At 63.3% G+C, this 23462-nt stretch carries 28 protein-coding genes and 1 tRNA gene; 25 read left to right on the forward strand and 4 right to left on the reverse strand.

Annotated elements, in window-relative coordinates; all coding sequences use genetic code 11:
- The first annotated feature begins 74 nt into the window (after positions 1-74).
- The 14 genes from AC1D0O_RS04975 to tatC all read left to right on the forward strand — a co-directional run bounded on the left by AC1D0O_RS04975 (position 75) and on the right by tatC (position 8464).
- Entirely contained in the window at positions 75-308 is a 234-nt protein-coding gene (locus AC1D0O_RS04975) for a CopG family transcriptional regulator (RefSeq protein WP_436157475.1), read from the forward strand.
- Positions 305-763 (forward strand): PIN domain-containing protein, encoded by a 459-nt coding sequence (locus tag AC1D0O_RS04980; RefSeq protein WP_477652446.1) that lies wholly within the window; start codon positions 305-307, stop codon positions 761-763. The genes AC1D0O_RS04975 and AC1D0O_RS04980 overlap by 4 nt, the downstream gene beginning before the upstream one ends.
- A complete protein-coding gene (gene hisC / locus AC1D0O_RS04985) occupies positions 760-1854 on the forward strand; it encodes a histidinol-phosphate transaminase (RefSeq protein ID WP_477652447.1) in 1095 nt (364 codons plus the stop codon). Before AC1D0O_RS04980 ends, hisC begins: the two co-directional genes overlap by 4 nt.
- Positions 1851-2477 carry an imidazoleglycerol-phosphate dehydratase HisB gene (gene hisB, locus AC1D0O_RS04990; protein WP_477652448.1) on the forward strand — a complete coding sequence of 209 codons (627 nt, stop codon included), beginning with the start codon at positions 1851-1853 and terminating at the stop codon, positions 2475-2477. The genes hisC and hisB overlap by 4 nt, the downstream gene beginning before the upstream one ends.
- Before the next feature lie 108 nt (positions 2478-2585).
- Complete coding sequence (hisH, locus tag AC1D0O_RS04995) at positions 2586-3272, forward strand: imidazole glycerol phosphate synthase subunit HisH (RefSeq protein WP_477652449.1); 687 nt, start codon at positions 2586-2588, stop codon at positions 3270-3272.
- Positions 3273-3371: 99 nt separating this feature from the next.
- Positions 3372-4112: a 1-(5-phosphoribosyl)-5-[(5-phosphoribosylamino)methylideneamino]imidazole-4-carboxamide isomerase gene (hisA, locus tag AC1D0O_RS05000; RefSeq protein WP_332700223.1), complete on the forward strand. Its 741-nt coding sequence runs from the start codon at positions 3372-3374 to the stop codon at positions 4110-4112.
- Positions 4113-4159: 47 nt separating this feature from the next.
- Positions 4160-4963 carry an imidazole glycerol phosphate synthase subunit HisF gene (gene hisF, locus AC1D0O_RS05005; RefSeq protein ID WP_477652450.1) on the forward strand — a complete coding sequence of 268 codons (804 nt, stop codon included), beginning with the start codon at positions 4160-4162 and terminating at the stop codon, positions 4961-4963.
- A 153-nt stretch (positions 4964-5116) separates the two neighbouring features.
- Positions 5117-5533 carry a phosphoribosyl-AMP cyclohydrolase gene (gene hisI, locus AC1D0O_RS05010; protein ID WP_477652451.1) on the forward strand — a complete coding sequence of 139 codons (417 nt, stop codon included), beginning with the start codon at positions 5117-5119 and terminating at the stop codon, positions 5531-5533.
- Entirely contained in the window at positions 5520-5915 is a 396-nt protein-coding gene (locus AC1D0O_RS05015; RefSeq protein ID WP_477652452.1) for a phosphoribosyl-ATP diphosphatase, read from the forward strand. The genes hisI and AC1D0O_RS05015 overlap by 14 nt, the downstream gene beginning before the upstream one ends.
- A 53-nt stretch (positions 5916-5968) precedes the next feature.
- Positions 5969-6319: a DUF4870 family protein gene (locus tag AC1D0O_RS05020; RefSeq protein WP_477652453.1), complete on the forward strand. Its 351-nt coding sequence runs from the start codon at positions 5969-5971 to the stop codon at positions 6317-6319.
- A gap of 22 nt (positions 6320-6341) precedes the next feature.
- A complete protein-coding gene (locus tag AC1D0O_RS05025) occupies positions 6342-6701 on the forward strand; it encodes a histidine triad nucleotide-binding protein (RefSeq protein ID WP_477652454.1) in 360 nt (119 codons plus the stop codon).
- A 167-nt stretch (positions 6702-6868) separates the two neighbouring features.
- Entirely contained in the window at positions 6869-7111 is a 243-nt protein-coding gene (gene tatA / locus AC1D0O_RS05030) for a Sec-independent protein translocase subunit TatA (RefSeq protein WP_477652455.1), read from the forward strand.
- Between the two features lie 17 nt (positions 7112-7128).
- The gene (gene tatB / locus AC1D0O_RS05035; RefSeq protein WP_477652456.1) at positions 7129-7596 is read left to right on the forward strand and encodes a Sec-independent protein translocase protein TatB; all 468 of its coding nucleotides are present in this window, start codon (positions 7129-7131) and stop codon (positions 7594-7596) included.
- A 67-nt stretch (positions 7597-7663) separates the two neighbouring features.
- Positions 7664-8464, forward strand: coding sequence for a twin-arginine translocase subunit TatC (gene tatC / locus AC1D0O_RS05040; RefSeq protein ID WP_477652457.1), 801 nt, complete (start codon positions 7664-7666; stop codon positions 8462-8464).
- 16 nt (positions 8465-8480) lie between these two features.
- On the opposite strand, the gene AC1D0O_RS05045 is transcribed toward tatC, so the two are convergent.
- The gene (locus tag AC1D0O_RS05045; protein ID WP_477652458.1) at positions 8481-9641 is read right to left on the reverse strand and encodes a S1C family serine protease; all 1161 of its coding nucleotides are present in this window, start codon (positions 9639-9641) and stop codon (positions 8481-8483) included.
- Between the two features lie 317 nt (positions 9642-9958).
- On the opposite strand from AC1D0O_RS05045, the gene AC1D0O_RS05050 reads away from it, so the two are divergent.
- Both AC1D0O_RS05050 and AC1D0O_RS05055 read left to right on the forward strand, forming a co-directional pair.
- Entirely contained in the window at positions 9959-10480 is a 522-nt protein-coding gene (locus AC1D0O_RS05050) for a chalcone isomerase family protein (protein WP_477652805.1), read from the forward strand.
- A 21-nt stretch (positions 10481-10501) separates the two neighbouring features.
- Entirely contained in the window at positions 10502-11263 is a 762-nt protein-coding gene (locus tag AC1D0O_RS05055; RefSeq protein WP_477652459.1) for a Nif3-like dinuclear metal center hexameric protein, read from the forward strand.
- Positions 11264-11284: 21 nt separating this feature from the next.
- On the opposite strand, the gene AC1D0O_RS05060 is transcribed toward AC1D0O_RS05055, so the two are convergent.
- Positions 11285-12649 (reverse strand): GGDEF domain-containing protein, encoded by a 1365-nt coding sequence (locus AC1D0O_RS05060; RefSeq protein WP_477652460.1) that lies wholly within the window; start codon positions 12647-12649, stop codon positions 11285-11287.
- 218 nt (positions 12650-12867) lie between these two features.
- Here AC1D0O_RS05060 and pdxA point away from each other — a divergent pair, with 218 nt between their 5' ends.
- A complete protein-coding gene (gene pdxA / locus AC1D0O_RS05065) occupies positions 12868-13905 on the forward strand; it encodes a 4-hydroxythreonine-4-phosphate dehydrogenase PdxA (protein WP_477652461.1) in 1038 nt (345 codons plus the stop codon).
- Between the two features lie 23 nt (positions 13906-13928).
- On the opposite strand, the gene mscL is transcribed toward pdxA, so the two are convergent.
- A complete protein-coding gene (gene mscL, locus AC1D0O_RS05070; RefSeq protein WP_477652462.1) occupies positions 13929-14354 on the reverse strand; it encodes a large conductance mechanosensitive channel protein MscL in 426 nt (141 codons plus the stop codon).
- 273 nt (positions 14355-14627) lie between these two features.
- On the opposite strand from mscL, the gene petA reads away from it, so the two are divergent.
- The 6 genes from petA (at position 14628) to AC1D0O_RS05100 (ending at position 18950) form a co-directional block, all read left to right on the forward strand.
- On the forward strand, positions 14628-15263 hold the full coding sequence (petA, locus tag AC1D0O_RS05075) for a ubiquinol-cytochrome c reductase iron-sulfur subunit (RefSeq protein WP_477652463.1): 636 nt from the start codon (positions 14628-14630) through the stop codon (positions 15261-15263).
- A gap of 118 nt (positions 15264-15381) precedes the next feature.
- Positions 15382-16791, forward strand: a complete 1410-nt coding sequence (locus AC1D0O_RS05080) for a cytochrome b (RefSeq protein WP_477652464.1) — start codon at positions 15382-15384, stop codon at positions 16789-16791.
- Between the two features lie 18 nt (positions 16792-16809).
- On the forward strand, positions 16810-17565 hold the full coding sequence (locus AC1D0O_RS05085; protein WP_477652465.1) for a cytochrome c1: 756 nt from the start codon (positions 16810-16812) through the stop codon (positions 17563-17565).
- Positions 17566-17652: 87 nt separating this feature from the next.
- The gene (locus AC1D0O_RS05090; RefSeq protein ID WP_007868077.1) at positions 17653-18264 is read left to right on the forward strand and encodes a glutathione S-transferase N-terminal domain-containing protein; all 612 of its coding nucleotides are present in this window, start codon (positions 17653-17655) and stop codon (positions 18262-18264) included.
- A 41-nt stretch (positions 18265-18305) separates the two neighbouring features.
- The gene (locus AC1D0O_RS05095) at positions 18306-18863 is read left to right on the forward strand and encodes a ClpXP protease specificity-enhancing factor (RefSeq protein WP_477652466.1); all 558 of its coding nucleotides are present in this window, start codon (positions 18306-18308) and stop codon (positions 18861-18863) included.
- 11 nt (positions 18864-18874) lie between these two features.
- Positions 18875-18950 (forward strand) — tRNA-Thr (locus tag AC1D0O_RS05100).
- 122 nt (positions 18951-19072) lie between these two features.
- Here the strand turns inward: AC1D0O_RS05100 and AC1D0O_RS05105 are convergent.
- Positions 19073-19390, reverse strand: a complete 318-nt coding sequence (locus AC1D0O_RS05105) for a hypothetical protein (protein ID WP_436157452.1) — start codon at positions 19388-19390, stop codon at positions 19073-19075.
- A 50-nt stretch (positions 19391-19440) separates the two neighbouring features.
- Here AC1D0O_RS05105 and AC1D0O_RS05110 point away from each other — a divergent pair, with 50 nt between their 5' ends.
- Both AC1D0O_RS05110 and secA read left to right on the forward strand, forming a co-directional pair.
- Complete coding sequence (locus tag AC1D0O_RS05110; RefSeq protein ID WP_477652467.1) at positions 19441-20433, forward strand: M23 family metallopeptidase; 993 nt, start codon at positions 19441-19443, stop codon at positions 20431-20433.
- 211 nt (positions 20434-20644) lie between these two features.
- Positions 20645-23410, forward strand: a complete 2766-nt coding sequence (gene secA, locus AC1D0O_RS05115) for a preprotein translocase subunit SecA (RefSeq protein WP_477652468.1) — start codon at positions 20645-20647, stop codon at positions 23408-23410.
- Positions 23411-23462: the final 52 nt, after the last annotated feature.

Raw genomic sequence — 23462 nt, forward strand, 5'->3', positions numbered from 1 at the left:
ATTCTGCAATCTTGCGTGGGTGCTGAAGGCAACACGAAATTCGTGCAACACGAAATTCGTGTAAACTTTGAACCATGAAGAACGTCACCATCACCGTCGACGATGCCGCCCTGGAATGGGCGCGCATCGAGGCGGCGCGGCGCAATACCAGCGTCTCGCGCCTGGTGGGCGAGATGCTGGCCGAGAAGATGCAGCGCACCGACGCCTACCAGCGCGCCATGCACGACTGGCAAAACAAGGACCGGCTGTGGGTGTCCGACGGCCAGCCCTACCCCAGGCGTGTCGACCTGGATGAGGCTGGCGCATGAGCGAGGCTTCGAACAACGTTTTTGTGGACGCCAGCATCCTGGTCTACAGCGAAGACGGCGCCGACCCTGCCCGGCAGCAAGCCGCGCTGGCCTGGCTGACCGTGTTGTGGCGACGCGGGTTGGGCCGCACCAGCACGCAGGTGCTCAATGAGTTTTACTTGCTGGCCACGCGCAAGATCCAGCCACCCATGCCTGCGGGCGATGCGCGCGCTGAAGTGCGCCGCTATGAACTCTGGCAGCCCTGGTTGACCGACCACGCCACCGTCGAGTCCGCCTGGGCGGTGGAAAGCCGCTATGGCCTGGATTACCGGGACAGCCTGGTGGTCGCGGCGGCCCAGCACCTGGGTTGCCGCTACCTGCTCAGCGAAGACCTGGCGCATGAGCAGCACTATGGTGGTGTCCAGGTGATCAATCCTTTTAAAACCGGCGTTGAACTGTTGGAGCCCCTTGCATGACCCTGCCTGCCCCTCTGTTGGATAACAAGCTCAAAAAACTGATACGCCAGGACGTGCAGTCCATGCACGCCTACGCCATCCAGGACTCGGCCGGCATGGTCAAGCTTGACGCCATGGAGAACCCGCACCGCCTGCCCGCGGCGCTGCAGGCCAAGCTGGGGCAGCGCCTGGGCGCGCTGGCGCTGAACCGCTACCCCGACGGCCGGGTCAACGACCTTCGCCGTGCGCTGGCCGATTACGCGCGCATGCCCGAGGGCTTCGACATCATGCTGGGCAACGGCTCGGACGAGCTGATTTCGCTGCTGGCCATGGCCTGCGACGTGGAAGGCGGCTCGATACTGGCGCCCTTGCCGGGCTTTGTGATGTACGGCATGAGCGCGCAGCTGCAGGGCCTGAAATTCATCGGCGTGCCGCTGACGGCCGACTTTGAGCTGGACGAAGCCGCCATGCTGGCCGCCATCAAGGAACACCAGCCCTCCATCATCTATCTGGCCTACCCGAACAACCCCACGGCCAACCTGTGGGACGACGCGGTGATCGAAAAGATCGTTGAAGCGGCGCCGGGGCTGGTCGTGATGGACGAGGCTTACCAGCCGTTCTCAAGCAAAAGTTATATCGACCGTATCGCCAAACATGGCCACGTGCTGCTGATGCGCACCCTGAGCAAGTTCGGCCTGGCCGGCGTACGCCTCGGCTACATGATGGGCCCCAAGGCCCTGATTGCCGAGGTCGACAAGGTGCGCCCACCCTACAACATCAGCGTGCTCAACTACGAATGCGCACTGTTCGCGCTAGAGCACCAGGAAGAATTCGCCGCCCAGGCCCAGGACCTAGTGGCCCAGCGCGCCGCGCTGATGGACGCGCTGGCCGGCATGGCGTCCAGAGGTGTCAAAACCTGGAAAAGCGATGCCAACATGATCCTGGTGCGCGTGCCCGATGCGGCCAAAACCTTTGATGGCATGAAATCGCACAAGGTGCTGGTTAAAAACGTTTCTAAAATGCATCCATTGCTGGCCAATTGTTTGCGCCTGACGGTCGGCACCGCGGACGAGAACGCGCAAATGCTGGCGGCGCTTGAAAAATCCCTATGACTACCCCCACACCTGTTTCCATCGCCCCCCTTGCGCCCAGGACGGCCGAAGTTTCGCGCAACACGGCGGAGACTCAGATCACCGTCAAGCTCAACCTGGACGGCACCGGCAAGGCCAGCCTGTCCACGGGCATAGGCTTTTTCGACCACATGCTGGACCAGATCGCCCGCCACGGGCTGATCGACCTGGACATCCAGGCCAAGGGCGACCTGCACATTGACGGCCACCACACGGTGGAAGACGTGGGCATCACGCTGGGCCAGGCCGTGGCCAAGGCCGTGGGCGACAAAAAAGGTCTGCGCCGCTACGGCCACGCTTATGTGCCGCTCGACGAGGCGCTATCGCGCGTGGTGGTCGATTTTTCGGGCCGCCCGGGCCTGGAGATGCACGTGCCCTTCAAGAGCGGCATGATCGGCACCTTCGACAGCCAACTGGCCTACGAGTTCTTCCAGGGCTTTGTGAACCATGCCTTCGTGACCCTGCACATCGACAACCTCAAGGGTGAAAACGCCCACCACCAGGCCGAGACCGTGTTCAAGGCCTTTGCCCGCGCGCTGCGCATGGCGCTGGAAATAGACCCGCGCGCGGCCGGTGTGATTCCTTCGACCAAAGGCTCGCTTTAAGCTTCTTCCCAAAGCCGCCGCGCCGAAACCCACTTTTGTTTTTGGCCTCGCCCCCTACCAATGGGCGCCGGCAGCCCTTAAATTCATAGCCAACCCTTCTTAACCCTGATGGCAAAACCCAAAACAGTGGCCGTGGTCGACTACGGCATGGGCAACCTGCATTCCGTCTCGCAGGCCGTGCGCCACGTGGCGGCGGGCAGCGGCTTTGAGGTGCTGGTCACCTCCAGGGCCGAAGACGTGATGGAAGCCGAGCGCATCGTGCTGCCCGGCCAGGGCGCCATTGCAGACTGCATGCGCGAGCTCGCCGATTCCGGCATGCTGGAGTCGGTGCTGCACGCGGCGGCCCACAAACCGCTGTTCGGCGTCTGTGTGGGCATGCAAATGCTGCTGAGCCACAGCGACGAAGGCCAGCCCGGCGACGGCGGCGTGGGCACAGCCGGGCTGGGGCTGATTCCCGGCCAGGTCGTCAAGTTCGAACTGGCGGGCAGGACGCAGCCCGACGGCAGCCGCTACAAGGTGCCGCAGATGGGCTGGAACCAGGTTTACCAAAATGGTGCGGGCACAGCCCCCCACCCGGTCTGGGCCGGCGTGCCCGACGGCGCCTACTTTTACTTCGTGCACAGCTTTTATGCCCGCCCGTCGGATGCGCACCACATCGCCGGCGAGGCCGATTACGGCGCGCGCTTCGCGGCGGCGATTGCACGCGATAATATTTTTGCCACCCAGTTCCACCCCGAGAAAAGCGCCGACCACGGGCTGGCGCTGTACCGCAATTTCCTGCACTGGAACCCGTAGCCACTTACAGCCGCCTTGGGTCAGACCCGGTATCGGGGCTTCCCGCTTTTTGTTACCCTGAGCACCCGTTTCTTTTTTTACCGTCTTTTTTACCGCCACATGCTACTCATCCCCGCGATTGACCTGAAAGACGGTCACTGCGTCCGCCTCAAACAGGGCGACATGGATCAATCCACCATCTTCAGCGAAGACCCGGCCGCCATGGCGCGCAGCTGGGTCGACAAGGGCGCGCGGCGCCTGCACCTGGTGGACCTGAACGGCGCCTTCGCGGGCAAGCCCAAGAACGAGGCGGCCATCAAGCAGATCCTGGCCGAAGTGGGCAGCGAAATCGACGTGCAGCTGGGCGGCGGCATCCGCGACCTGGACACCATCGAGCGCTACCTCGACGCCGGCCTGCGCTACGTCATCATCGGCACGGCCGCCGTCAAGAACCCGGGTTTCCTGCAGGACGCCTGCACCGCCTTCGGCGGCCACATCATCGTCGGCCTGGACGCCAAGGACGGCAAGGTCGCCACCGACGGCTGGAGCAAGATGACCGGCCATGAGGTCATAGACCTGGGCAAGAAGTTTCAGGACTACGGCGTCGAATCCATCATCTACACCGACATTGGCCGCGACGGCATGCTGACCGGCATCAACATCGATGCCACCGTCAAGCTGGCCCAGGCGCTGACGATTCCCGTGATCGCCTCTGGAGGCCTTTCGAACATGGCCGACATCGAAAAGCTCTGTGAAGTCGAGGAAGAGGGCGTGGAAGGCGTGATCTGCGGGCGCTCAATTTACAGCGGCGACCTCGATTTTGAGAAAGCGCAGGCCCGCGCTGACGAGCTGAACGGCTAGGAATGTCTAGAGACATCTCCAACCACCGCCAGGTCCACTGAACCCAAATGCTCGCCAAACGAATCATCCCTTGTCTTGACGTCACTGGCGGCCGCGTGGTCAAGGGCGTTAATTTCACCCAACTGCGTGACGCAGGCGACCCGGTGGAAATCGCCGCGCGCTACAACGAGCAGGGCGCCGACGAACTCACTTTCCTCGACATCACGGCCACCAGCGATGGGCGCGACCTGATCCTGCCCATCATCGAGGCCGTGGCTTCGCAGGTCTTTATTCCCCTCACCGTGGGCGGTGGTGTGCGCACCGTCGAAGACGTGCGCCGCTTGCTCAATTCCGGGGCCGACAAGACCAGCTTCAACTCGGCCGCCATCGCCAATCCGCAGGTGATCGCCGACGCGTCGGCCAAATACGGATCACAGTGCATCGTGGTCGCGATTGACGCCAAGCGCCGCAATGCGGAAGACGAAAAACGCCTGACCCCCGCCGGTGAACCCGTGGGCCCGGGCTGGGACGTCTACAGCCATGGCGGGCGCAAAAACACCGGCCTGGACGCCGTGGCTTGGGCCACCGACATGGCACGGCGCGGCGCCGGCGAGATTTTGCTGACCAGCATGGACCGCGACGGCACCAAGTCGGGCTTCGACCTGGCCCTGACCCGCGCAGTGAGCGATGCCGTCAGCGTGCCGGTGATCGCCTCGGGTGGGGTCGGTAACCTTGAGCATTTGGCCGACGGTATCCAGACCGGTGGTGCCGACGCAGTGCTGGCCGCCAGCATTTTTCATTACGGCGAATACACGGTGCAGCAGGCCAAGCAGCATATGGCGGAACGGGGTATCCCCGTGAGGATGACGTAACCCCCGTCGAATAGGCGCAACCCCCGTCGGACGCTCACTGCGTGTAGCACCTTCCCCCCTGCCGGGGCGATATCTGCGGTCCGGCAAAGCCGGTCCCGCGATATCCTTGGCCTGAACGTTTTTAAGCCTCTTTAAATCCCCGACAATAGCCCGATGAACTGGTTAGATGAAGTCAGCTGGGACGACAAGGGCCTGATCCCGGTCATTGCACAGGAAGCCTCCAGCGGTGATGTGCTCATGTTCGCCTGGATGAACCGCGAGGCGCTGCAAAAAACCGCCGAGCTGGGCCAGGCGGTCTACTACAGCCGCTCGCGCGGGCGTCTCTGGCACAAGGGCGAGGAATCCGGCAATCAGCAAACGGTGCATGAAATCCGGCTGGACTGCGACAACGACGTGATCCTGCTCAAGGTGACGCAACTGGGCCACACGCCGGGCATCGCCTGCCACACGGGCCGCCACAGCTGCTTTTTCAGTGTGTATAAAGACGGCCGGTGGGTGGTGACCGAGCCGGTCCTGAAAGACCCGACAACCATGTACAAACCGACTCCCGGCAAACATGACCACGAATGACTCTCTCCAGCGCCTGGCGCTCATCATCGAAAGCCGCAAAGCGGCCAACGGCGGAGACCCGGACAAAAGTTATGTGGCGCGCCTGCTGCACAAGGGCCCCGACGCCTTTTTGAAGAAAATCGGCGAGGAGGCCACCGAAACCGTGATGGCCGCCAAGGACATCGACTGTGCGCTGGCCCAGGGCGGTGCGTCGGACGAGCTCAAGGGCAAGCTGGTCGGTGAAGTCGCCGACCTGTGGTTTCACAGCCTGATCGCGCTGGCGCACTACGGCCTGAGCCCGGCCGACGTGATCGCCGAACTGGAGCGCCGCGAAGGCACCAGCGGCATCGAGGAAAAAGCGCTGCGCAAGGCCCAGCACCGCGACGCGGCTGAAAAACCGTGAGAGCGCCGGCCGCCGATTTCACTTTTGACTTCACCGTGACAGGAAGCTGACCCATGGAAACCGATCTGGCCGAATTCGAAGGCAAGAACCCCAACGACCGCGTTGTCATGCACGTGCTGTACGGCCTGCACACGCTGGCCTGGTTCAGCGGCGGCGTGTTCGCGGTGATTGCCCTGATCGTCAATTACATACGCCGYGCCGAAGAGTCCGACCCGCTCTACATCGATCACCACAATTACATGATCCGCACCTTCTGGTGGACGCTGGGCTGGCTGGTGCTGCTGTCGCCGCTGTGGCTGCTGTTTGTGTTCCCGGGTTTTATCGCCTACGTCGTCGTGTGGCTCTGGTACCTGTACCGCTGCGTGCGCGGCTGGATGCGTTTCAACAGCCATCGCCCCACTTAAGTCCTTCCAAACTGACCAAGCCATGAGCCATTCCGACAATTGCATTTTCTGCAAGATCGCCGCAGGCGCCATCCCCAGCCGCAAGGTCTATGAAGACGACGAATTGTTCGCTTTTCACGACATCAATCCCTGGGCGCCGGTGCATTTCCTGATCATCCCCAAAGCGCATATCCCGTCCATGGCGCAGGTGGGTCCCGAACACGCCGTGCTGCTGGGCCGCATGATGGTGCTGGCCCCGAAACTGGCGATGGAGCAGGGCTGCAACCCCTATCCAGCTGGTGGGTACCGCATCGTGACCAATACCGGCGCGGAAGGCGGGCAGGAAGTTCACCACCTGCATTTCCACGTGATCGGCGGCCCTCGCCCCTGGCTGAAGGGCTAGGAAGCACCGGGAACCCCGGACCACGGTAAACACACTAACCCGGTAGGCCAATGGGTGTAATCGGCGCCCAGGCGGGACTGGCCTTTAGAATCAACGCAACTGCGTGCAAACCGCCCCCAACCGGCAATATTGCATTTACACCTGTATTTACAGATTAGGAGCAAATCATGGGTTCATTTTCCATCTGGCACTGGCTGATCGTGCTGTTGATCGTGGTCATGGTCTTCGGCACCAAAAAGCTGAAAAACATGGGCAGCGACCTGGGTGGCGCGGTCAAGGGTTTCAAGGACGGCATGAAGGACGGCAGCCAGCCTCCCGCCGACGTTCCCGTGCCGCCCGCAAGCGTCACGACGAATGCCCAGGCCTCGGACAAGACCACGATCGACGTCGAAGCCCGCCAGAAATCGTAATTCAGGCCTGACATTCAGTGATTGACCTCGGCATTTCCAAAATGGCGCTGATAGGCGCCGTGGCGCTGATCGTTATCGGCCCGGAAAAGCTGCCGCGCGTGGCGCGCACCGTGGGCATGTTGCTGGGCAAGGCCCAGCGTTATGTGGCCGACGTCAAGAACGAGGTCAACCGCTCCATGGAGCTGGACGAACTCAAGAAGATGAAGGAAACCGTCGAGGGCGCGGCCCGCGACGTCGAGAATTCCATCCAGACCAATGCCAGCGACTTCGAGAAGTCCTGGGCCGAGGCCACGGGCGAGTCGTCCTCAGGCGCCTTGCCGGGCATGGAAATTTTCCCCGAGTACAAGCACCCCAAAAAGAAGTGGCGGCTCAAGCAGGGCGCGACACCCCAGTGGTACAAGGCCCGTTCCGGCGTGCGCACCCGCGCCCAGTCGGGGGCCGCCCGTGTGGCACGTTTCCGTCCGCAGCCGGGCCGCCTGTCTTGAGTCTTCCTGCTGACCTTCTGTTTTTTGCGCATCCCACGGCGCCACCCACCCAGCGCAAACTTCCTTCATGAGCGATCCCAACACCGACAAGCCCGACGAACTCGCGGGCACTGAGCAGCCCTTTGTGCAGCACCTCATGGAGCTGCGCGACCGGATGATCAAAGCGGTGATCGCCATCGGTATCGCCGCCGTGGTGCTGGCGTTTTATCCCGGTGCCAGTGCCCTGTATGACCTGATGGCCGCGCCGCTGGTGGCAACCCTGCCCCAGGGCTCCAAACTGATCGCCATCAGCGTGATCACGCCTTTTGTGGTGCCGATCAAGATTCTATTCATGGCGGCCTTCATGATCGCGCTGCCGGTGGTGCTTTATCAGGTATGGGCTTTTGTGGCGCCGGGCCTTTACTCGCACGAGAAAAAGCTGGTCATGCCGCTGGTGATCTCCAGCACGCTGCTGTTTTTTATCGGTGTGGCGTTTTGTTATTTCGTCGTGTTCGGGCAGGTGTTTCATTTCATCCAGAGTTTTGCGCCCAAGTCCATCATCGCCACGCCTGACATCGAGGAATACCTGAGCTTCGTGCTGGGCATGTTTCTGGCCTTTGGGCTGGCCTTTGAGGTGCCGATCGCGGTGATCCTGCTGGTGCGCATGGGCGTGCTCACCGTGGCTCAGCTGCGCGAATACCGTGGGTACTTCTGGGTGGCGGCCGCTATCGGCACCGCGTTGGTCACGCCACCGGACGCGGGCTCGATGATCATGCTGCTGGGTGTTGTCGGAGGCCTCTATGAAGTGGGCATCCTCGCCGCCCTGCTTTTCGTCAAGCACACCAAGCCGCCCGAAACCGACGGCGACGCCGAAGCGGCCAAATCCTGAAACGGCCGCCGGCAGCCTAGCGCTGCTGCTGCGCCCTGGGCCGCTGGCGCTTGCCGGGCGTGACGGCGATTTCGGTCTGCTTGTCCTTGCGCAGCACCGTCAGCGGGGCGGGGGTGCCGGGCTTGAGGGCCGCCACGGCGGTCAGCAACTGGCTCACATTGCGCACACCCTTGCCATCCACCGCGGTGATGACGTCGCCCGGCTGTATGCCGGCCTGCGCGGCCGGGCCGTTTTGCAGCACGCCGGTGATGATGACGCCGCCGTCCCTGGCCGCCGCGGGCTTGAGGCCGAAGGTTTCGGCCAGTTCGGGGTTCAGGTCCTGCGGCTCCACGCCTATCCAGCCGCGCGTGACCTGGCCGTCCTTCACGATGCCTTCAAGCACCTGTTTGGCGGTGGACACCGGAATGGCGAAGCCTATGCCCATGGAGCCGCCCGAGCGCGAGTAGATCGCGGTGTTGATGCCCATCAGGTTGCCGTTCACGTCGACCAGCGCGCCGCCCGAGTTGCCGGGGTTGATGGCCGCGTCGGTCTGGATGAAGTTCTCAAAGGTGTTGATGCCCAGCTGGTTGCGCCCCAGCGCGCTCACGATGCCGCCGGTGACGGTCTGGCCCACGCCGAAGGGATTGCCGATGGCCATCACCGGGTCGCCGACCTGCAATGCGTCGGAGTTGCCCAGCACGATGACGGGCAGCTTGTCCAGGTCGATCTTGAGGATGGCCAGGTCGGTATCGGGGTCCGTGCCTATGACCTGCGCCTTGGCTTTGCGCGTGTCGTTGAGGATGACCTCAATGTCGTCGGCGCCCTCGACCACATGGTTGTTGGTCAGGATGTAACCGCTGGCGCTGATGATCACGCCGCTGCCCAGCCCGCCCTGCGGCTCGTTGGGGCTCTGGTCGCCGAAGAAAAACTTGAACCACGGGTCTTCGGCGTGCGGGTTCCTGGCGGCGGCCTTGCTGGTGTTGATGCTGACGACGGCCGCGGAGGCCGTTTTGGCGGCGGAGGCAAAGCCGCCGGCGGCGCCCGGGCTGCGCGGTGCGCTGCCGGCCGGCGCCTCGATCACGGAGACACCGGGCGTGTTGCCGCGGTCCAGCCACTGTGGCTTGAGCGTGGCCACCACAAAATAGGCGGCCAGCAGGACGGTCACCGTTTGGGAAAAAAGGAGCCAGGTACGTTTCATGAAGCGATGGGGGCGGGTGCGGCGCGGGATGCGGGGAACAAACAGGGGTGAAGCCAGGGGCCTGGCCAGGGAGCGGCCGGGTGATGAAGTTTATCGCTTCGGGTCCCCGGCCGCTTGTAAGCAAGCATGCCGCTTCGCTCCGGTACCATGTTTCCGGGCGGCTGTCAGGCCGCGCCGCAGGACTGGCCGGAACAGCCGTCCCGGGATCAACAACCATAACGGAGGCGACATTCATGCATCAATGTTCAAGGCGGACCTGGCTTGCGCGCGGCGCGGCCACAATGGCGGCGGGTTCGGCGGGGTTGGCGTTGCCGGTCCTGGCTACGCCCACCACGACGAAATTTCCGGCCAGCCTGGTGGTGCAGGGCACGGCGCTGCAGCTCAACGGCGCTGGCACACGCTTCAAGGCCATTTTCCAGGTCTATGACATGGCCATGTACACGAGCCGCAAGGTGGCGTCGGCGGATGAGGCGATGAAGCTGGGCGCCCCCATCCGCCTGGCATTCGTGGCGCTGCGGGAAGTTTCCGGCACCGACCTCGGCCGGCTCTTCCTGCGCGGCATGGCCGACAACTCCAGCCGTGATGCGGTCAGCCGCCATTCGGTGTCGAGCAACCGGCTGATCGACATCTTCTCGGGCCGCAGCAAGCTGATGCCCGGCGATTCATTCGCGATGGAGTTCGTGCCGGGCAAAGGCACCAGTTTTTTTATCGTCGAGCAGCCGCAAGGCGCGCCGGTCGGCGACGCGGAGTTCTTCCGCATGGTGCTGGGCATCTGGCTGGGCTCCGTGCCGGCCGACTTCATGCTGAAGGACGCCCTGCTGGGCCTCGAAAAAAGCTGAGCGCCCTGAGACAATCGGGCCATGAGCACCACACGACAGGACTTGCTGCAGGCCTTTGACGCGCTTTTGCAGCCCGCGCGCTTCAAGGACTACGGCCCCAACGGCCTGCAGGTCGAGGGCAAGCCCGAGGTCCGCACGATAGTCTCCGGCGTCACCGCCAGCCTGGCGCTGATAGATGCGGCGGTTGCCGCGCGGGCCGATGCCATTTTTGTGCACCACGGCCTGTTCTGGCGCGGGCAGGACGGCCGCGTCACGGGCTGGATGAAGCAGCGCCTGGCGTTGCTGCTGGCGCACGACATCAACCTCTATGCCTACCACCTGCCGCTGGATGCGCATCCCGAACTGGGCAACAACGCGCAACTGGGCCTGCAACTGGGGCTGGCCGCCAGCGGGCGCTTTGGCGAGCAGGACCTCGGCTTTATAGGTGAGCGTGCCGACGGTGGCCGTTTTGCCGATACCGCCGCGCTGGCGGCGCATGTGCAGCAGGTACTGGGGCGGCCGGTGGTCCAGGCCGGGCCGGCGCAGAAAGCCATCCACCGGATCGCCTGGTGCACGGGCGGCGCCCAGGGTTATTTCGAGGCGGCGATCGCCGCGGGCGCCGACGCCTTCATCACGGGTGAGATTTCCGAGCCGCAAGCGCATTACGCGCGCGAGATGGGCGCGGCCTTCATCGCCTGCGGCCACCACGCCTCCGAGCGCTACGGCGCGCCGGCGGTGGCGGGGCAGGTCGCGGCCCAACTGGGCCTGGCCCACCAGTTCATCGACATCGACAACCCGGCCTGAGGCCTGTCCGCGGGGTCCGGGTCAGGCCGGTTTGTGGCGCGGCCTGCCGGCCCGGGGCGGCTTGATGCCGGCGGTTTTCGGGTTTTTCGGGGTTTTCGTGGTTTGGGGCCGTGAAGCCGCCTTCGGCACGGCATCGCGCAGGGCGCGCCAGCTGGAGCCCAGTTCGGCATGCTCCACCGGGACGGCGGTGCGGCTTTCCGGGTCCAGCAGCGCCGCGCGGGAACGCATCGCGCGAGCGGCTTCGGCGACCGACTGCGCTTCGTGCAGCAACTGGTCCACGTCCTTGCCGGCGGCCGACAGGTGGACGATGCCGACGGCGATGTCCGGTGAGATCCGGATGTGCCGGCCATCCAGCGAGGCCACGTCCAGGGGTCGGCGCAGGCTGGTGGCCACGCGCAGGCCCAGCGTGCGTATCCAGCGCGGCGAGTGCATGGTCTCCAGCAGCACCACGAAGCAGCGGTCGTAGTAGCGGCCCGCCGGGTTCACGGTGCCGGTGTGGCGTTGCATGCGGCGCGCCAGCTGGATGTAAATGTCGTTGAGGCCTGCCTGGCCTATTTGCGGCAGCAGGCGCTCGGGCTCGAACAGCAGCACGGCCATCAGGGCGCCATCGCGCCGGGTGCGCTGGCGCCGATGCTGCGCGCGAATGATTTTCTGCACCATGGCCACGCCATCGTAGAGCTGCGTGATGGGGTCGCGCCGCGACACCTCGCCCTGCATCATCTGCCGGATCTGGTGGTTACGCAGCCACAGCATCGCGGCAGTGATGAGCACGCTGAGCAGCGCCGCCAGCGCCACGCCGGCCTGCAGCGGCAGCGGCGGCCGCGTGGTATTCAGCGCCATCCCATAAAGGCCGATTTGCGCGGGCAGGGTCAGCAGGCAGCCCAGGGCCAGGCCCCAGGCCATACGGTCGCCCAGCTGCGTGGCGCGCACCGACAGCCAGAGCACCACCGACAGGTTGGCGATCGCCAGCGCGCCGGAGACCGGCAGGCGCCATTCGGGCGCGAGCAGCAGGCACAACGGCCCGCCTGCCAGGCACACCAGGGTCATCGCCAGCAGGCTGACTTTCATCAGGTGGTCGCGCTGGTGGGCCGACAGCCACTGGCTGGCGCCGTAGCTGCCCATGGCCGCGCACAGCGGTCCGGCCAGGATCTGCGCCGTGGCCAGCGGGTCTTGCGCGTCCGGCCAGATGGCGGCGGGCAGCCCGCTGAGCAGCACCACCACCACCCAGCACAGGGCCAGGTAGGCCAGTGTCTGCGAGGCGGCGCGCGTGCGGCTGTAAAAGGTATCGGCCAAGGCCAGCAGGACCACCAGGCCGAGCGCGCCGGCGGCCGCGCTCCACAGCACCATGTCGGCGTCGGGCATCAGCAGGTGGACGGCCGCATTCATGGCCGGCTCAGTACTGCGCGCAAGGGCCTGCCGGCCGCTGCGCTGTGGTTTGCGCCAAAATACCCCAAGAATGCATCTGCCCGAACCCCTCGTGTTTTTTTGCCAGCCGCGGCGCCATGCCGCCCGCGGGCTTACCCATTTTTTCGCGATTATGGTCCGTCCGGCCGCGGAATGCACCTTGCCACTGGAATTCGCCGTATTGCGGCGGGGGATGCGCTGTGGCTAAGCCGCTGCTCATCACCATGGGTGACGCGGCCGGCATAGGCCCGGAAATCATCGCAAAAGCTTTTCGCGAGGCGCCTGCCGACCTGGCCGGCTGTGCCGTGGTGGGCGACGTGGCCACGCTGCGCCGTGCCGCCGCGCTGACCGCATCCCCGCTGGCGCTGCCGGTGGCGCAACTGGACAGCCTGGCGGCGTTGCCCGGTGTGCCGCCGCGCTGCATTCCGGTGTTGCAACAGTGCGCCTTGCCGAGCCTTGTTCCTTATGGACAGGTCAGCGGTATGGCCGGCCAGGCCGCGGCTGACTGCATCGTCTGGGCGGCGCGTCGCGTGTTGGCCGGCGAGGCTGCGGCGCTGGTGACCGCGCCCATCCACAAGGAGGCCCTGGCAGCCGCCGGTGGCTGGGCGGCTGGTTTTCCGGGCCATACCGAAATGCTGCAGGCTGAAGCGGCCGCGTTTTTGGGTAAAGCCGTCGGCGAGGTGCCGGTGCGCATGATGCTGGCCAATGACGAGCTGCGCACCGTGCTGGTCAGCATCCACATGTCGCTGAGGCAGGCCATCGAGGCCGTGACTTTCGACAATGTGCTGCAAACCCTGCGCATCACGCACGGCGCTGTGGGTGCCAGCCTGGGGCGCGCACCTCGCATCGCGGTGGCCGGGCTCAATCCCCATGCCGGCGAAGGCGGGCTGTTCGGCCATGAGGAGCAGGCCATCATCGCCCCGGCCATCGCCGCCGCCCGCGCGGAAGGCTTTGATGTGAGCGGCCCCTTCGCGCCCGACACGGTGTTCATGCGCGCGCGCCAGGCCGCCGGCAAGCCCGGCGAGTTTGATGTGGTGGTCGCGATGTACCACGACCAGGGGCTGATCCCGGTCAAGTACCTGGGGGTGGAGCAGGGGGTCAACGTCACGCTGGGACTGCCGCTGGTGCGGACCAGTCCCGACCACGGGACGGCCTTCGACATCGCGGGCACCGGCCGCGCTGATGCCTCCAGCCTGCTGGCCGCCGTGCGCATGGCGCGCCGGCTTGCGGCTTGCTGACGCCTATCGGCCTGCGTTACGCCCTATTTTTTGAGGCTGTCGCGGATCTCGCGCAGCAGCTCGATGTCTTCGGGGGTTGCCGCCGGCGCTGGCGCGGCTTCGTGGCTGCGCTTGAGGCGGTTGATCTGCTTGACCATCAGGAAAATGATGAAGGCCAGGATGACGAAGTTGACGGTCACGGTCAGGAAGTGGCCGTAAGCGAAGACCGGCACGCCGGCCTTGCGCAGCGCGTCCAGCGACATGTCGGTGCCGGCAGGCACGTTGCCCAGCAGCACATACATGCTGGAAAAATCCAGCTTGCCGAAGACCAGGCCCACCACCGGCATGATCAGGTCGCTCACCACGGCGTCGACGATCTTGCCGAAGGCCGCGCCTATGATCACACCGACGGCCAGGTCGATCACATTGCCCTTGACGGCAAATTCCTTGAATTCCTGCATCATTCCCATGAAGTCTCTCCTCTTGTTGCGGGGGGCATTACCGGCCGTGCCGGGTGCTTTTGGAAAAAACATTATCAAGGCTGGGCCTGCCGGCGCGGCCCCGGCTTGAAACAAAGTATGTGCAATCCGGGCGGTGCTTAAATAACAGGCAGAAGGCAGGCCGCGGCGCGGCTTCGTGCCACCGGGATACGGGCGCTTGCCTTGAAAACCGGCATCGCGCTCCGCTACAATTGCGGGTTGACCCCACTATGCCTATTTCAAGCCAGTTCTTGAAGGACTCTCATGACCCAAGCAAGCGAAGCAAGCGTGAATGGTGTGCCGCACGGCGCTCCCGTAGACAAAGATAAAAGAAACTGGCTGGTGACCACCTGTGCGGTGGGCGGCGCAGGCGCCCTCGCCACCGCTGTTCCCTTTGTCAGCACGTTCCAGCCCTCCGAAAAAGCCAAAGCCGCCGGCGCCGCCGTCGAAGTCGATATTTCCGACGTCAAGCCCGGTGAAAAAATCACGGTGGAATGGCGCGGCAAGCCGGTCTGGATCATCAAACGCACGCCCGCGCAGCTCGCCGAACTGCCCAAGGTTGATGCCCTGCTGGCCGATCCCAAGTCCGAGCGCAAGCCCGACGAACTGACCCCCGCCTACGCACGCAACGAAAACCGCTCCATCAAGCCCGAAACGCTGGTCGTGGTCGGCATTTGCTCGCACCTGGGTTGCTCCCCTTCCGACAAGTTCCAGCCCGGCGCGCAGCCTTCGTTGCCCGACAACTGGGCCGGCGGCTTCCTGTGCCCCTGCCACGGCTCGACTTTCGACATGGCCGGCCGCGTCTACAAGAACAAGCCCGCGCCCGACAACCTCGAGGTCCCTCCGCACATGTACCTGTCAGACACCCGGTTGCTGATTGGTGAAGACAAGAAGGCCTGAAGGCGCTTTGTTCCCCAAGCTCCTTCACAAGACCCTGTAGCCAGCGCCAGATAGCTGCCGACACCCAGACGCACCTATCCGGCGCTTGCCAAAGAACCCCACCGAACCAGGATCAGTTATGGCTGAATTCAAAGAAATTTCCCCCGATGCCCCGCTCGCCGCCAAGGCGATGAACTGGGTCGATAACCGGTTTCCCGCCAGCAAGCTCTACAAAGAGCACATGAGCGAGTACTACGCACCGAAGAACTTCAACTTCTGGTACATCTTCGGCTCGCTGGCCATGCTGGTGCTGGTCATCCAGATCGTGACCGGCATCTTCCTGACGATGAACTACAAGCCTGACGCCGCCCTGGCTTTCGGCTCGGTCGAATACATCATGCGCGACGTCCCCTGGGGCTGGCTGATCCGCTACATGCACTCGACGGGCGCTTCGGCCTTCTTCGTGGTGGTGTACCTGCACATGTTCCGCGGCCTGCTCTACGGCAGCTACCGCAAGCCGCGCGAGCTGGTCTGGATTTTCGGCTGCGCGATTTTCCTGTGCCTGATGGCCGAAGCCTTCATGGGCTACCTGCTGCCATGGGGCCAGATGAGCTACTGGGGCGCCCAGGTGATCGTCAACCTGTTTGYCGCGATTCCCTTCATCGGTCCTGACCTCGCGCTGCTGATCCGCGGCGACTACGTGGTGGGCGACGCCACGCTGAACCGCTTCTTCGCGTTCCACGTGATCGCCGTGCCGCTCGTGCTGCTGGGCCTGGTGGCCGCGCACATCATCGCGCTGCACGAAGTCGGCTCCAACAACCCCGACGGCGTCGAGATCAAAGGCCCGAACGCACCGAAAGACGCGCAAGGCCATCCGCTGGACGGCATCCCCTTCCACCCGTACTACACGGTGCACGACATCTTCGGCGTGAGCGTCTTCCTGATGATCTTCTCGGCGATCATCTTCTTCGCGCCCGAATTCGGCGGCTACTTCCTCGAGTACAACAACTTCATCCCGGCCGATCCGCTGAAGACGCCGGCGCACATCGCCCCGGTCTGGTACTTCACGCCTTATTACTCGATGCTGCGTGCCATCACCAGCGAGATGATCTATGCATTGATCGCCTGCGTGATCGGTGCCGCGGCTTTCAGCATCTGGAAATTCCGCATGCCGGTGCTGCTGAAGGCGGTCATCGCCGGTGCGGCTGTCGTGGGCGCCGCGCTGCTGCTGTCCATCGATGCGAAATTCTGGGGTGTGGTCGTGATGGGCGGCGCCGTGGTGATCCTGTTCTTCCTGCCCTGGCTCGATCACAGCCCTGTCAAGTCGATCCGCTACCGCCCCGACTGGCACAAATACCTCTACGGCATTTTTGTCGTCAACTTCCTGGTGTTGGGCTACCTCGGCGTCCAGCCGCCATCGCCCATCGGTGAGCGCGTCTCCCAGGTCGGCACGCTGTTTTACTTCGGCTTCTTCATCCTGATGCCGTGGTGGAGCCGTGTAGGCACCCCCAAGACACCGCCGGACCGTCCTGTTTTCCACGGTCACTGAGAGTTGGAGATAAAAACGATGAAAAAGATTATTTTTGCGCTGGTTACCGCCTTTGGCCTTGTGGCCGGGGCACAGGCTTCGGAAGGCGGCATCGCCTGGGACAAGGCGCCCGACCGGACCAACGACCTGGGGTCCCTGCAAAACGGCGCCAGGCTGTTCGTCAATTACTGCCTGAACTGCCATTCCGCTGCCTTCATGCGTTTCAACCGCCTGAAAGACATCGGCCTGACCGACAAGGAAATCAAGGACAACCTGCTGTTCACCACTGAAAAAGTGGGCGACACCATGAAGGCCGCGATCGACCCGAAACAGGCCAAGGAATGGTTCGGCGGCAATCCTCCAGACCTCACCGTGATCGCACGCTCGCGCGCCGGCGCCGGCGGTACCGGCGCCGACTACCTCTACACTTACCTGCGCACCTACTATCGCGACGAAACCAAGGCCACGGGCTGGAACAACTTGGCTTTCCCCAGCGTTGCCATGCCGCATGTGCTGTGGGAACTGCAGGGTGTGCGCACACCCGTGTACGAAGAAAAGGAAGAGCACGGCCACAAGGTCGCGATTTTCAAAGGTTGGACCCAGGTCACGCCCGGTACCATGACGCCGCTGCAGTACGACCAGGCCATGGGCGACCTCGTGGGCTACCTGCAGTGGATGGGTGAGCCGGCCCAGAACACCCGTATCCGTGTCGGTGTCTGGGTGCTGATTTTCCTTCTCGGCTTGACCTTTGTCGCCTGGCGCCTGAATGCGGCGTTCTGGAAAGACATCAAGTAATTTTTCGCCGGGGCCTTGTTCCCGGCACCTTCTGGAGTGGATGCTTTTTATATGTATCCACTCCTTTGCATTTAGGAGTTCCGCACCATGATGGTCCTTTATTCAGGCACAACCTGCCCCTTCTCGCACCGCTGCCGCTTTGTGTTGTTTGAAAAAGGCATGGACTTCGAAATCCGCGATGTCGACCTGTACAACAAGCCCGAAGACATCAACGTGATGAATCCCTACGGCCAGGTGCCCATTCTGGTCGAGCGCGATTTGATTCTGTATGAGTCGAACATCATCAACGAGTACATCGACGAGCGCTTCCCGCATCCGCAACTGATGCCCGGCGACCCGGTTGATCGCGCACGCGTCCGCCTCTTCTTGCTGAACTTCGAGAAAGAGCTGTTCGTCCATGTCAGCACGCTGGAATCGCGCGCGTCCAAGGGCAACGAAAAAGCGCTGGAAAAGGCCCGCTCGCACATCCGCGACCGCCTGACGCAGCTGGCGCCCATCTTCCTGAAGAACAAGTTCATGCTGGGCGACAATTTCTCCATGCTGGATGTGGCTATCGCTCCGCTGCTGTGGCGCTTGGATTACTACGACATCGACCTGTCGAAGAATGCCGCGCCGCTGCTCAAGTATGCTGAACGCATCTTTTCGCGCCCGGCCTACATCGAGGCGCTGACGCCGTCCGAAAAGGTCATGCGCAAGTAATTTCATAGCCCGATTTCCGGACAAGCAGTTTGGCTGAATTCATGAACGCCCTGGACGCCACGTCGACGCGCCCCTACTTGATAAGGGCGCTCTACGACTGGTGCACCGACAACGGCTTCACGCCTTATGTGGCCGTGTCGGTGGATGACACCGTGCAGGTGCCGCGCGAGTACGTGAAGAACAATGAAATCGTGCTCAACATCAGCTTTGACGCGACTTCGTCGCTCAAGCTGGGCAATGATTTCATCGAGTTCAAGGCACGTTTTGCCGGCAGCGCCCGGGAAATCATGGTGCCCATCAGCCATGTGATCGCCATCTATGCCCGTGAAAACGGGCAGGGCATGGCTTTTCCCATGGTGGCGCCCGTTGCCGCCGGCCCGGTTTCCGGTGCCGAGGCGGGGAGCGATGCCGGCCTGACGGCGCCTGCGGCTGCGGCATCACCGGCTTCCGTGCCGGCGCAGCATGGTCCGGCGGATTCCGACGGAAAGATCATGCAACTGGTGCCTGATAGTGCCCCGGATGCGGAAGACGGCGGCCCCGACAGTCCCGAACCCCCCAAGCCGCCGCGTGCGCGGCCTTCGCTGAAACGGGTCAAGTAAAATAGACTCGCGCCGCTTTAGCTCAGTTGGTAGAGCAACCGCCTTGTAAGCGGTAGGTCGTCAGTTCGATTCCGACAAGCGGCACCATTTCCCACGATTCTTGCCTTCCCCATGCAACGTGGGTACCATACGCTACCAATTTTGTAGCGAGCCGTCAGGCAGGAGCTTTATCTTTCATGTCGCCTTGCCGTTATTGAAGAAACTGGCTACTACTTTTTCCTTATTAGGATCTTGAGTCGGATTGAGGTAACCTTCCAACCTTTGCCTATAAGGCGGGTCTGGATCAAGGGGAGCAATTGGCGGATTTTTGCGGCGGCCGCGTTGCCGTTGACCAGCAGGCACCAGGTTTCGCCGTCGATGGGCCCGGCTTGGACCGCCGGCCGCAAGGCTTCCGGCAACAGCGGCTCGATCGCCTTGAGCCTGTCGCTGGACTCCTGGACGAGTTCAGTCAGCCGTGCCAGGGAGGGTGAATTCCCGGCGGCCTGATAAACGGAGAGCGCCTGCGGAAGGCGCCGGTCGGAGGTCATGGTGGACGGTGCTCGGCTTGGTGAGCGCAAGCTTTTAAAGAGGTAGACAAGTGCACTTGATTATCACGGATGCGTGGCTGGCGAAAAGCCGGGCCATCTATTTAAGCGGGACAAAACTGGTCCTGGCGGGCTTTGTCGCCGCGCTGGCGCTCATGCTTGTGGCCGCCGGCCTCTACCACTGGGTGTTTCTCAAGGGTGCCCGCGAAGGATGGCCGGTCATAGGCTCGCTGGTCAAACTCATGGTCAAGGACGAATTCGACCAGCGCGACCGTTTCATGCGTGAAAACCTCGACGTAATGGCCAAACGGGTCGGCGAGATGCAGGCCAAGATGATGCAGCTCGAGGCGCTCGGCGAGCGGGTGTCCGGCCTGGCCGGCGTCAATCCCAATGACATCAAAGTCGCACCCGGCCGTGGCGGAGCACTGGTGGCCGGCCCCTCGCTGACCATGGAAGAGCTGCAAGCCACGCTGGCGGACCTGGACAAACTCACTGATCAGCGGGTCGATCTGATGACCGTGATGGAGTCGCGCCTCTTCGATCAAAAGATCAAGAAAATGATGGTGCCGACCCAGGAGCCCGTGGCAGGGGGCAACCTCGGCTCGCCTTTCGGCTGGCGCATAGACCCGATGAACGGACGCTCCGCGCTGCACACCGGGCTCGACTTCCCGTCCGAGCCGGGCACGGCCATCCTGGCTGCCGCGGGCGGCGTCGTGGTCACGCAGGAATACCACCCGGCCTATGGCAACATGGTCGAAGTCGACCACGGCAATGAGCTCGTCACGCGTTATGCCCATGCCTCGCGCGTGCTGGTCAAAAAGGGCGACCTGGTCAAGCGCGGCCAGAAGATCGCCGAAGTGGGCACCACCGGCCGGTCCACGGGCCCGCACCTGCACTTCGAGGTGCTGGTTCAGGGCGTTTTCCAGGATCCGCAGAAATTCCTGACCGCGGGACAGAAACTGCCCGGGCCCATGGTGGCATCGGCTGCCGCGCGGACTCCCGCTCCCGCGCAGGCACAGGCCGCGCAATTGCCGCGCCCCCACTAGGCGGTACGCCCGCCATGCGCATGTGCATGGCTTTTCAGGCCCGATGGCGGTTTTATCTCGGATAGCCGTGCAGCTCCCCTGGCAGAGTTAAAATCAGAAGTTTGGGCCCAGTTGAACTCACTGATGGCGCCCACACCTAGGTTCCGTACTCAATAAGGGATTTCGGCCGCATTGCCAGCTCATGGGGAGCGGTCAAGGCGGCCTCGCATTTATGGCTTCCAACATCCTGACCAAAATTTTCGGCAGCCGCAATGACAGGCTGCTCAAAACCTACCGCAAAACCGTAGAACGCATCAATGCGCTGGAGATCCAGTACGAAAAGCTTGACGACGACCAACTGCGTGCCAAAACCCAGGAGTTCAAAACCAGGGTAGCCGCTGGCGAGGAACTCGATGCCATTCTTCCCGAAGCTTTCGCGGTGGTGCGGGAGGGCAGCAAGCGCATCATGAAGATGCGCCACTTCGATGTGCAGATGCTGGGCGGCATGTCGTTGCACAACGGCAAGATTTCCGAAATGCGTACGGGCGAGGGCAAGACCCTGACAGCCACGCTGCCGGTTTACCTCAATGCACTGACCGGCAAGGGCGTGCATGTGGTCACGGTCAACGACTACCTGGCCAGCCGCGACGCGCGCTGGATGGGCAAGCTCTACAACTTCCTGGGCTTGACGGTGGGCATCAACCTGCCCAATATGTCGCGCGAGGAAAAGCAGGCCGCCTACGGCTCCGACATCACCTACGGCACCAACAACGAGTACGGTTTCGACTACCTGCGCGACAACATGGTCTACGAAGTGGCGGACCGCGTCCAGCGCGGCCTGAACTACGCCATCGTCGACGAGGTCGACTCCATCCTGATCGATGAGGCGCGCACGCCGCTCATCATCAGCGGCCAGGCCGAAGACCACACCGAGATGTACCTGGCGATGAACAAGATCGTCCCCATGCTGACGCGCCAGGAGGGCGAGGCCGACCCGCGCACCGGCGAAGGCGTGACCAAGCCCGGCGACTTCACCATCGATGAAAAAAGCCACCAGGTGTTCCTGACCGAACAGGGCCATGAGAGCGCCGAGCGCCTGTTGTTCAACCTGGGCCTGATTCCCGAAGGCGCCACGCTGTACGATCCGGCCAACATCTCGCTGATGCATCACCTGTATGCGGCCTTGCGCGCCAACCTGCTGTATCACCGCGACCAGCATTACGTGGTGCAGGACGGCGAAGTCGTGATCGTTGACGAGTTCACCGGCCGCCTGATGTCGGGACGCCGCTGGAGCGACGGACTGCACCAGGCCGTCGAAGCCAAGGAAGGCGTGCAGATCCAGGCCGAGAACCAGACCCTGGCGTCCATCACCTTCCAGAACTACTTCCGCCTCTACACCAAGCTGGCCGGCATGACCGGCACCGCCGACACGGAAGCTTACGAATTCCAGGAAATTTACGGCCTCGAAACCACGGTGATCCCGCCCAACCGCGTGAGCCGCCGCGATGACCAGCTGGACCGCGTCTACAAGACCACGCGCGAAAAATACGAAGCCGCCATCAGGGACATCCGCGAATGCTATGAGCGCGGGCAGCCCGTGCTGGTCGGTACGACCTCGATCGAAAACTCCGAGATCATCGACCAGTTGCTGATCAAGGAAGACCTGCCGCACCAGGTGCTCAACGCCAAGCAGCATGCCCGCGAAGCCGACATCATCGCCCAGGCAGGCCGTCCGAAAATGATCACCATCGCCACCAACATGGCGGGCCGCGGCACCGACATCGTGCTGGGCGGCAACGTTGAAAAGCTGATTGAAGCGGTTGAAGCGGACGAGGCGCTGGATGCCGCCGCTAAGGAGGCGGAAATCGCCCGTCTGCGCGCGGTGTGGAAGGAAGAACACGACCAGGTCACCGCGATGGGCGGCCTGCGCATCATCGCGACCGAACGCCATGAATCGCGCCGAATCGACAACCAGCTGCGCGGCCGTTCCGGCCGCCAGGGCGACCCCGGCTCCTCACGCTTCTACCTGAGCCTGGACGACCCGCTGATGCGCATCTTCGCGGGCGACCGCGTCAAGGCCATCATGGAGCGGCTCAAGATGCCCGACGGTGAGGCGATCGAAGCCGGTATCGTCACCCGCAGCATCGAGTCGGCCCAGCGCAAGGTCGAGGCGCGCAATTTCGACATCCGCAAACAGCTGCTCGAATACGATGACGTCGCCAACGACCAGCGCAAGGTGATCTACCAGCAGCGCAACGACATCATGGATGCCGCCAGCCTGCAGGCGCAGATCGCTTCCTTGCGCGAAGGCTGCTTCACCGACCTGGCGCGGCAGTACGTGCCGGCCGAAAGCGTCGAAGAGCAATGGGACGTGGCGGGCCTGGAGAACGTGCTGCGCGAAGAGTGGCAGATCGAACTCCCGCTGCGCCAGGAACTGGAAGCCGCCACGGCCATCACCGATGAAGAAGTGGTTGAAAAGGTCATCGCGGCCGCCAACGCCGCCTTCGCTGACAAGGTTGAAAAAATCGGTGAAGAAAACTTCACGCAGTTCGAACGCGTGGTCCTGCTGCAAAGCATCGACAGCCATTGGCGCGAGCACCTGAGCGCCCTCGATTACCTGCGCCAGGGCATTCACCTGCGCGGCTACGCCCAGAAGCAGCCCAAGCAGGAATACAAGCGCGAGGCATTTGAGCTCTTCGGCCAGCTGCTCGACAGCGTGAAGAACGAGGTCACCAAGGTCCTGATGACGGTCAAGATCCAGTCGGGCGAGCAGCTCGAGCAGGCGGCCGAGGAAATGGAGAACCGCGCCGAAAACATCGCCAACGTCACCTACACGGCGCCCACCGAAACCGGCGGCGTGGAAACGACGGTGGACGAGGAATCGCAGCGCCGCGCGCCGGCTGTGCCGGTCGGCGACATGCCCCGTGTCGGCCGCAACGACCCGTGCCCTTGCGGTTCGGGCAAAAAATACAAGAACTGCCACGGCCAGCTGAACTGAGCGCCTGCCCGAACTGAACGTTTCCAAGCACCCCACACTGGTCTTCCGGAGT

This window comes from Polaromonas sp. P1_F2 (assembly GCF_056405735.1).

Coding starts and splice junctions, on each gene's coding strand:
- AC1D0O_RS04975 (WP_436157475.1), top strand. CDS start 75: ATGAAGAACGTCACCATCACCGTCGACGATGCCGCCCTGGAATGGGCG.
- AC1D0O_RS04980 (WP_477652446.1), top strand. CDS start 305: ATGAGCGAGGCTTCGAACAACGTTTTTGTGGACGCCAGCATCCTGGTC.
- hisC (WP_477652447.1), top strand. CDS start 760: ATGACCCTGCCTGCCCCTCTGTTGGATAACAAGCTCAAAAAACTGATA.
- hisB (WP_477652448.1), top strand. CDS start 1,851: ATGACTACCCCCACACCTGTTTCCATCGCCCCCCTTGCGCCCAGGACG.
- hisH (WP_477652449.1), top strand. CDS start 2,586: ATGGCAAAACCCAAAACAGTGGCCGTGGTCGACTACGGCATGGGCAAC.
- hisA (WP_332700223.1), top strand. CDS start 3,372: ATGCTACTCATCCCCGCGATTGACCTGAAAGACGGTCACTGCGTCCGC.
- hisF (WP_477652450.1), top strand. CDS start 4,160: ATGCTCGCCAAACGAATCATCCCTTGTCTTGACGTCACTGGCGGCCGC.
- hisI (WP_477652451.1), top strand. CDS start 5,117: ATGAACTGGTTAGATGAAGTCAGCTGGGACGACAAGGGCCTGATCCCG.
- AC1D0O_RS05015 (WP_477652452.1), top strand. CDS start 5,520: ATGACCACGAATGACTCTCTCCAGCGCCTGGCGCTCATCATCGAAAGC.
- AC1D0O_RS05025 (WP_477652454.1), top strand. CDS start 6,342: ATGAGCCATTCCGACAATTGCATTTTCTGCAAGATCGCCGCAGGCGCC.
- tatA (WP_477652455.1), top strand. CDS start 6,869: ATGGGTTCATTTTCCATCTGGCACTGGCTGATCGTGCTGTTGATCGTG.
- tatC (WP_477652457.1), top strand. CDS start 7,664: ATGAGCGATCCCAACACCGACAAGCCCGACGAACTCGCGGGCACTGAG.
- AC1D0O_RS05045 (WP_477652458.1), bottom strand. CDS start 9,641: ATGAAACGTACCTGGCTCCTTTTTTCCCAAACGGTGACCGTCCTGCTG.
- AC1D0O_RS05055 (WP_477652459.1), top strand. CDS start 10,502: ATGAGCACCACACGACAGGACTTGCTGCAGGCCTTTGACGCGCTTTTG.
- AC1D0O_RS05060 (WP_477652460.1), bottom strand. CDS start 12,649: ATGAATGCGGCCGTCCACCTGCTGATGCCCGACGCCGACATGGTGCTG.
- mscL (WP_477652462.1), bottom strand. CDS start 14,354: ATGGGAATGATGCAGGAATTCAAGGAATTTGCCGTCAAGGGCAATGTG.
- petA (WP_477652463.1), top strand. CDS start 14,628: ATGACCCAAGCAAGCGAAGCAAGCGTGAATGGTGTGCCGCACGGCGCT.
- AC1D0O_RS05085 (WP_477652465.1), top strand. CDS start 16,810: ATGAAAAAGATTATTTTTGCGCTGGTTACCGCCTTTGGCCTTGTGGCC.
- AC1D0O_RS05090 (WP_007868077.1), top strand. CDS start 17,653: ATGATGGTCCTTTATTCAGGCACAACCTGCCCCTTCTCGCACCGCTGC.
- AC1D0O_RS05095 (WP_477652466.1), top strand. CDS start 18,306: ATGAACGCCCTGGACGCCACGTCGACGCGCCCCTACTTGATAAGGGCG.
- AC1D0O_RS05105 (WP_436157452.1), bottom strand. CDS start 19,390: ATGACCTCCGACCGGCGCCTTCCGCAGGCGCTCTCCGTTTATCAGGCC.
- secA (WP_477652468.1), top strand. CDS start 20,645: ATGGCTTCCAACATCCTGACCAAAATTTTCGGCAGCCGCAATGACAGG.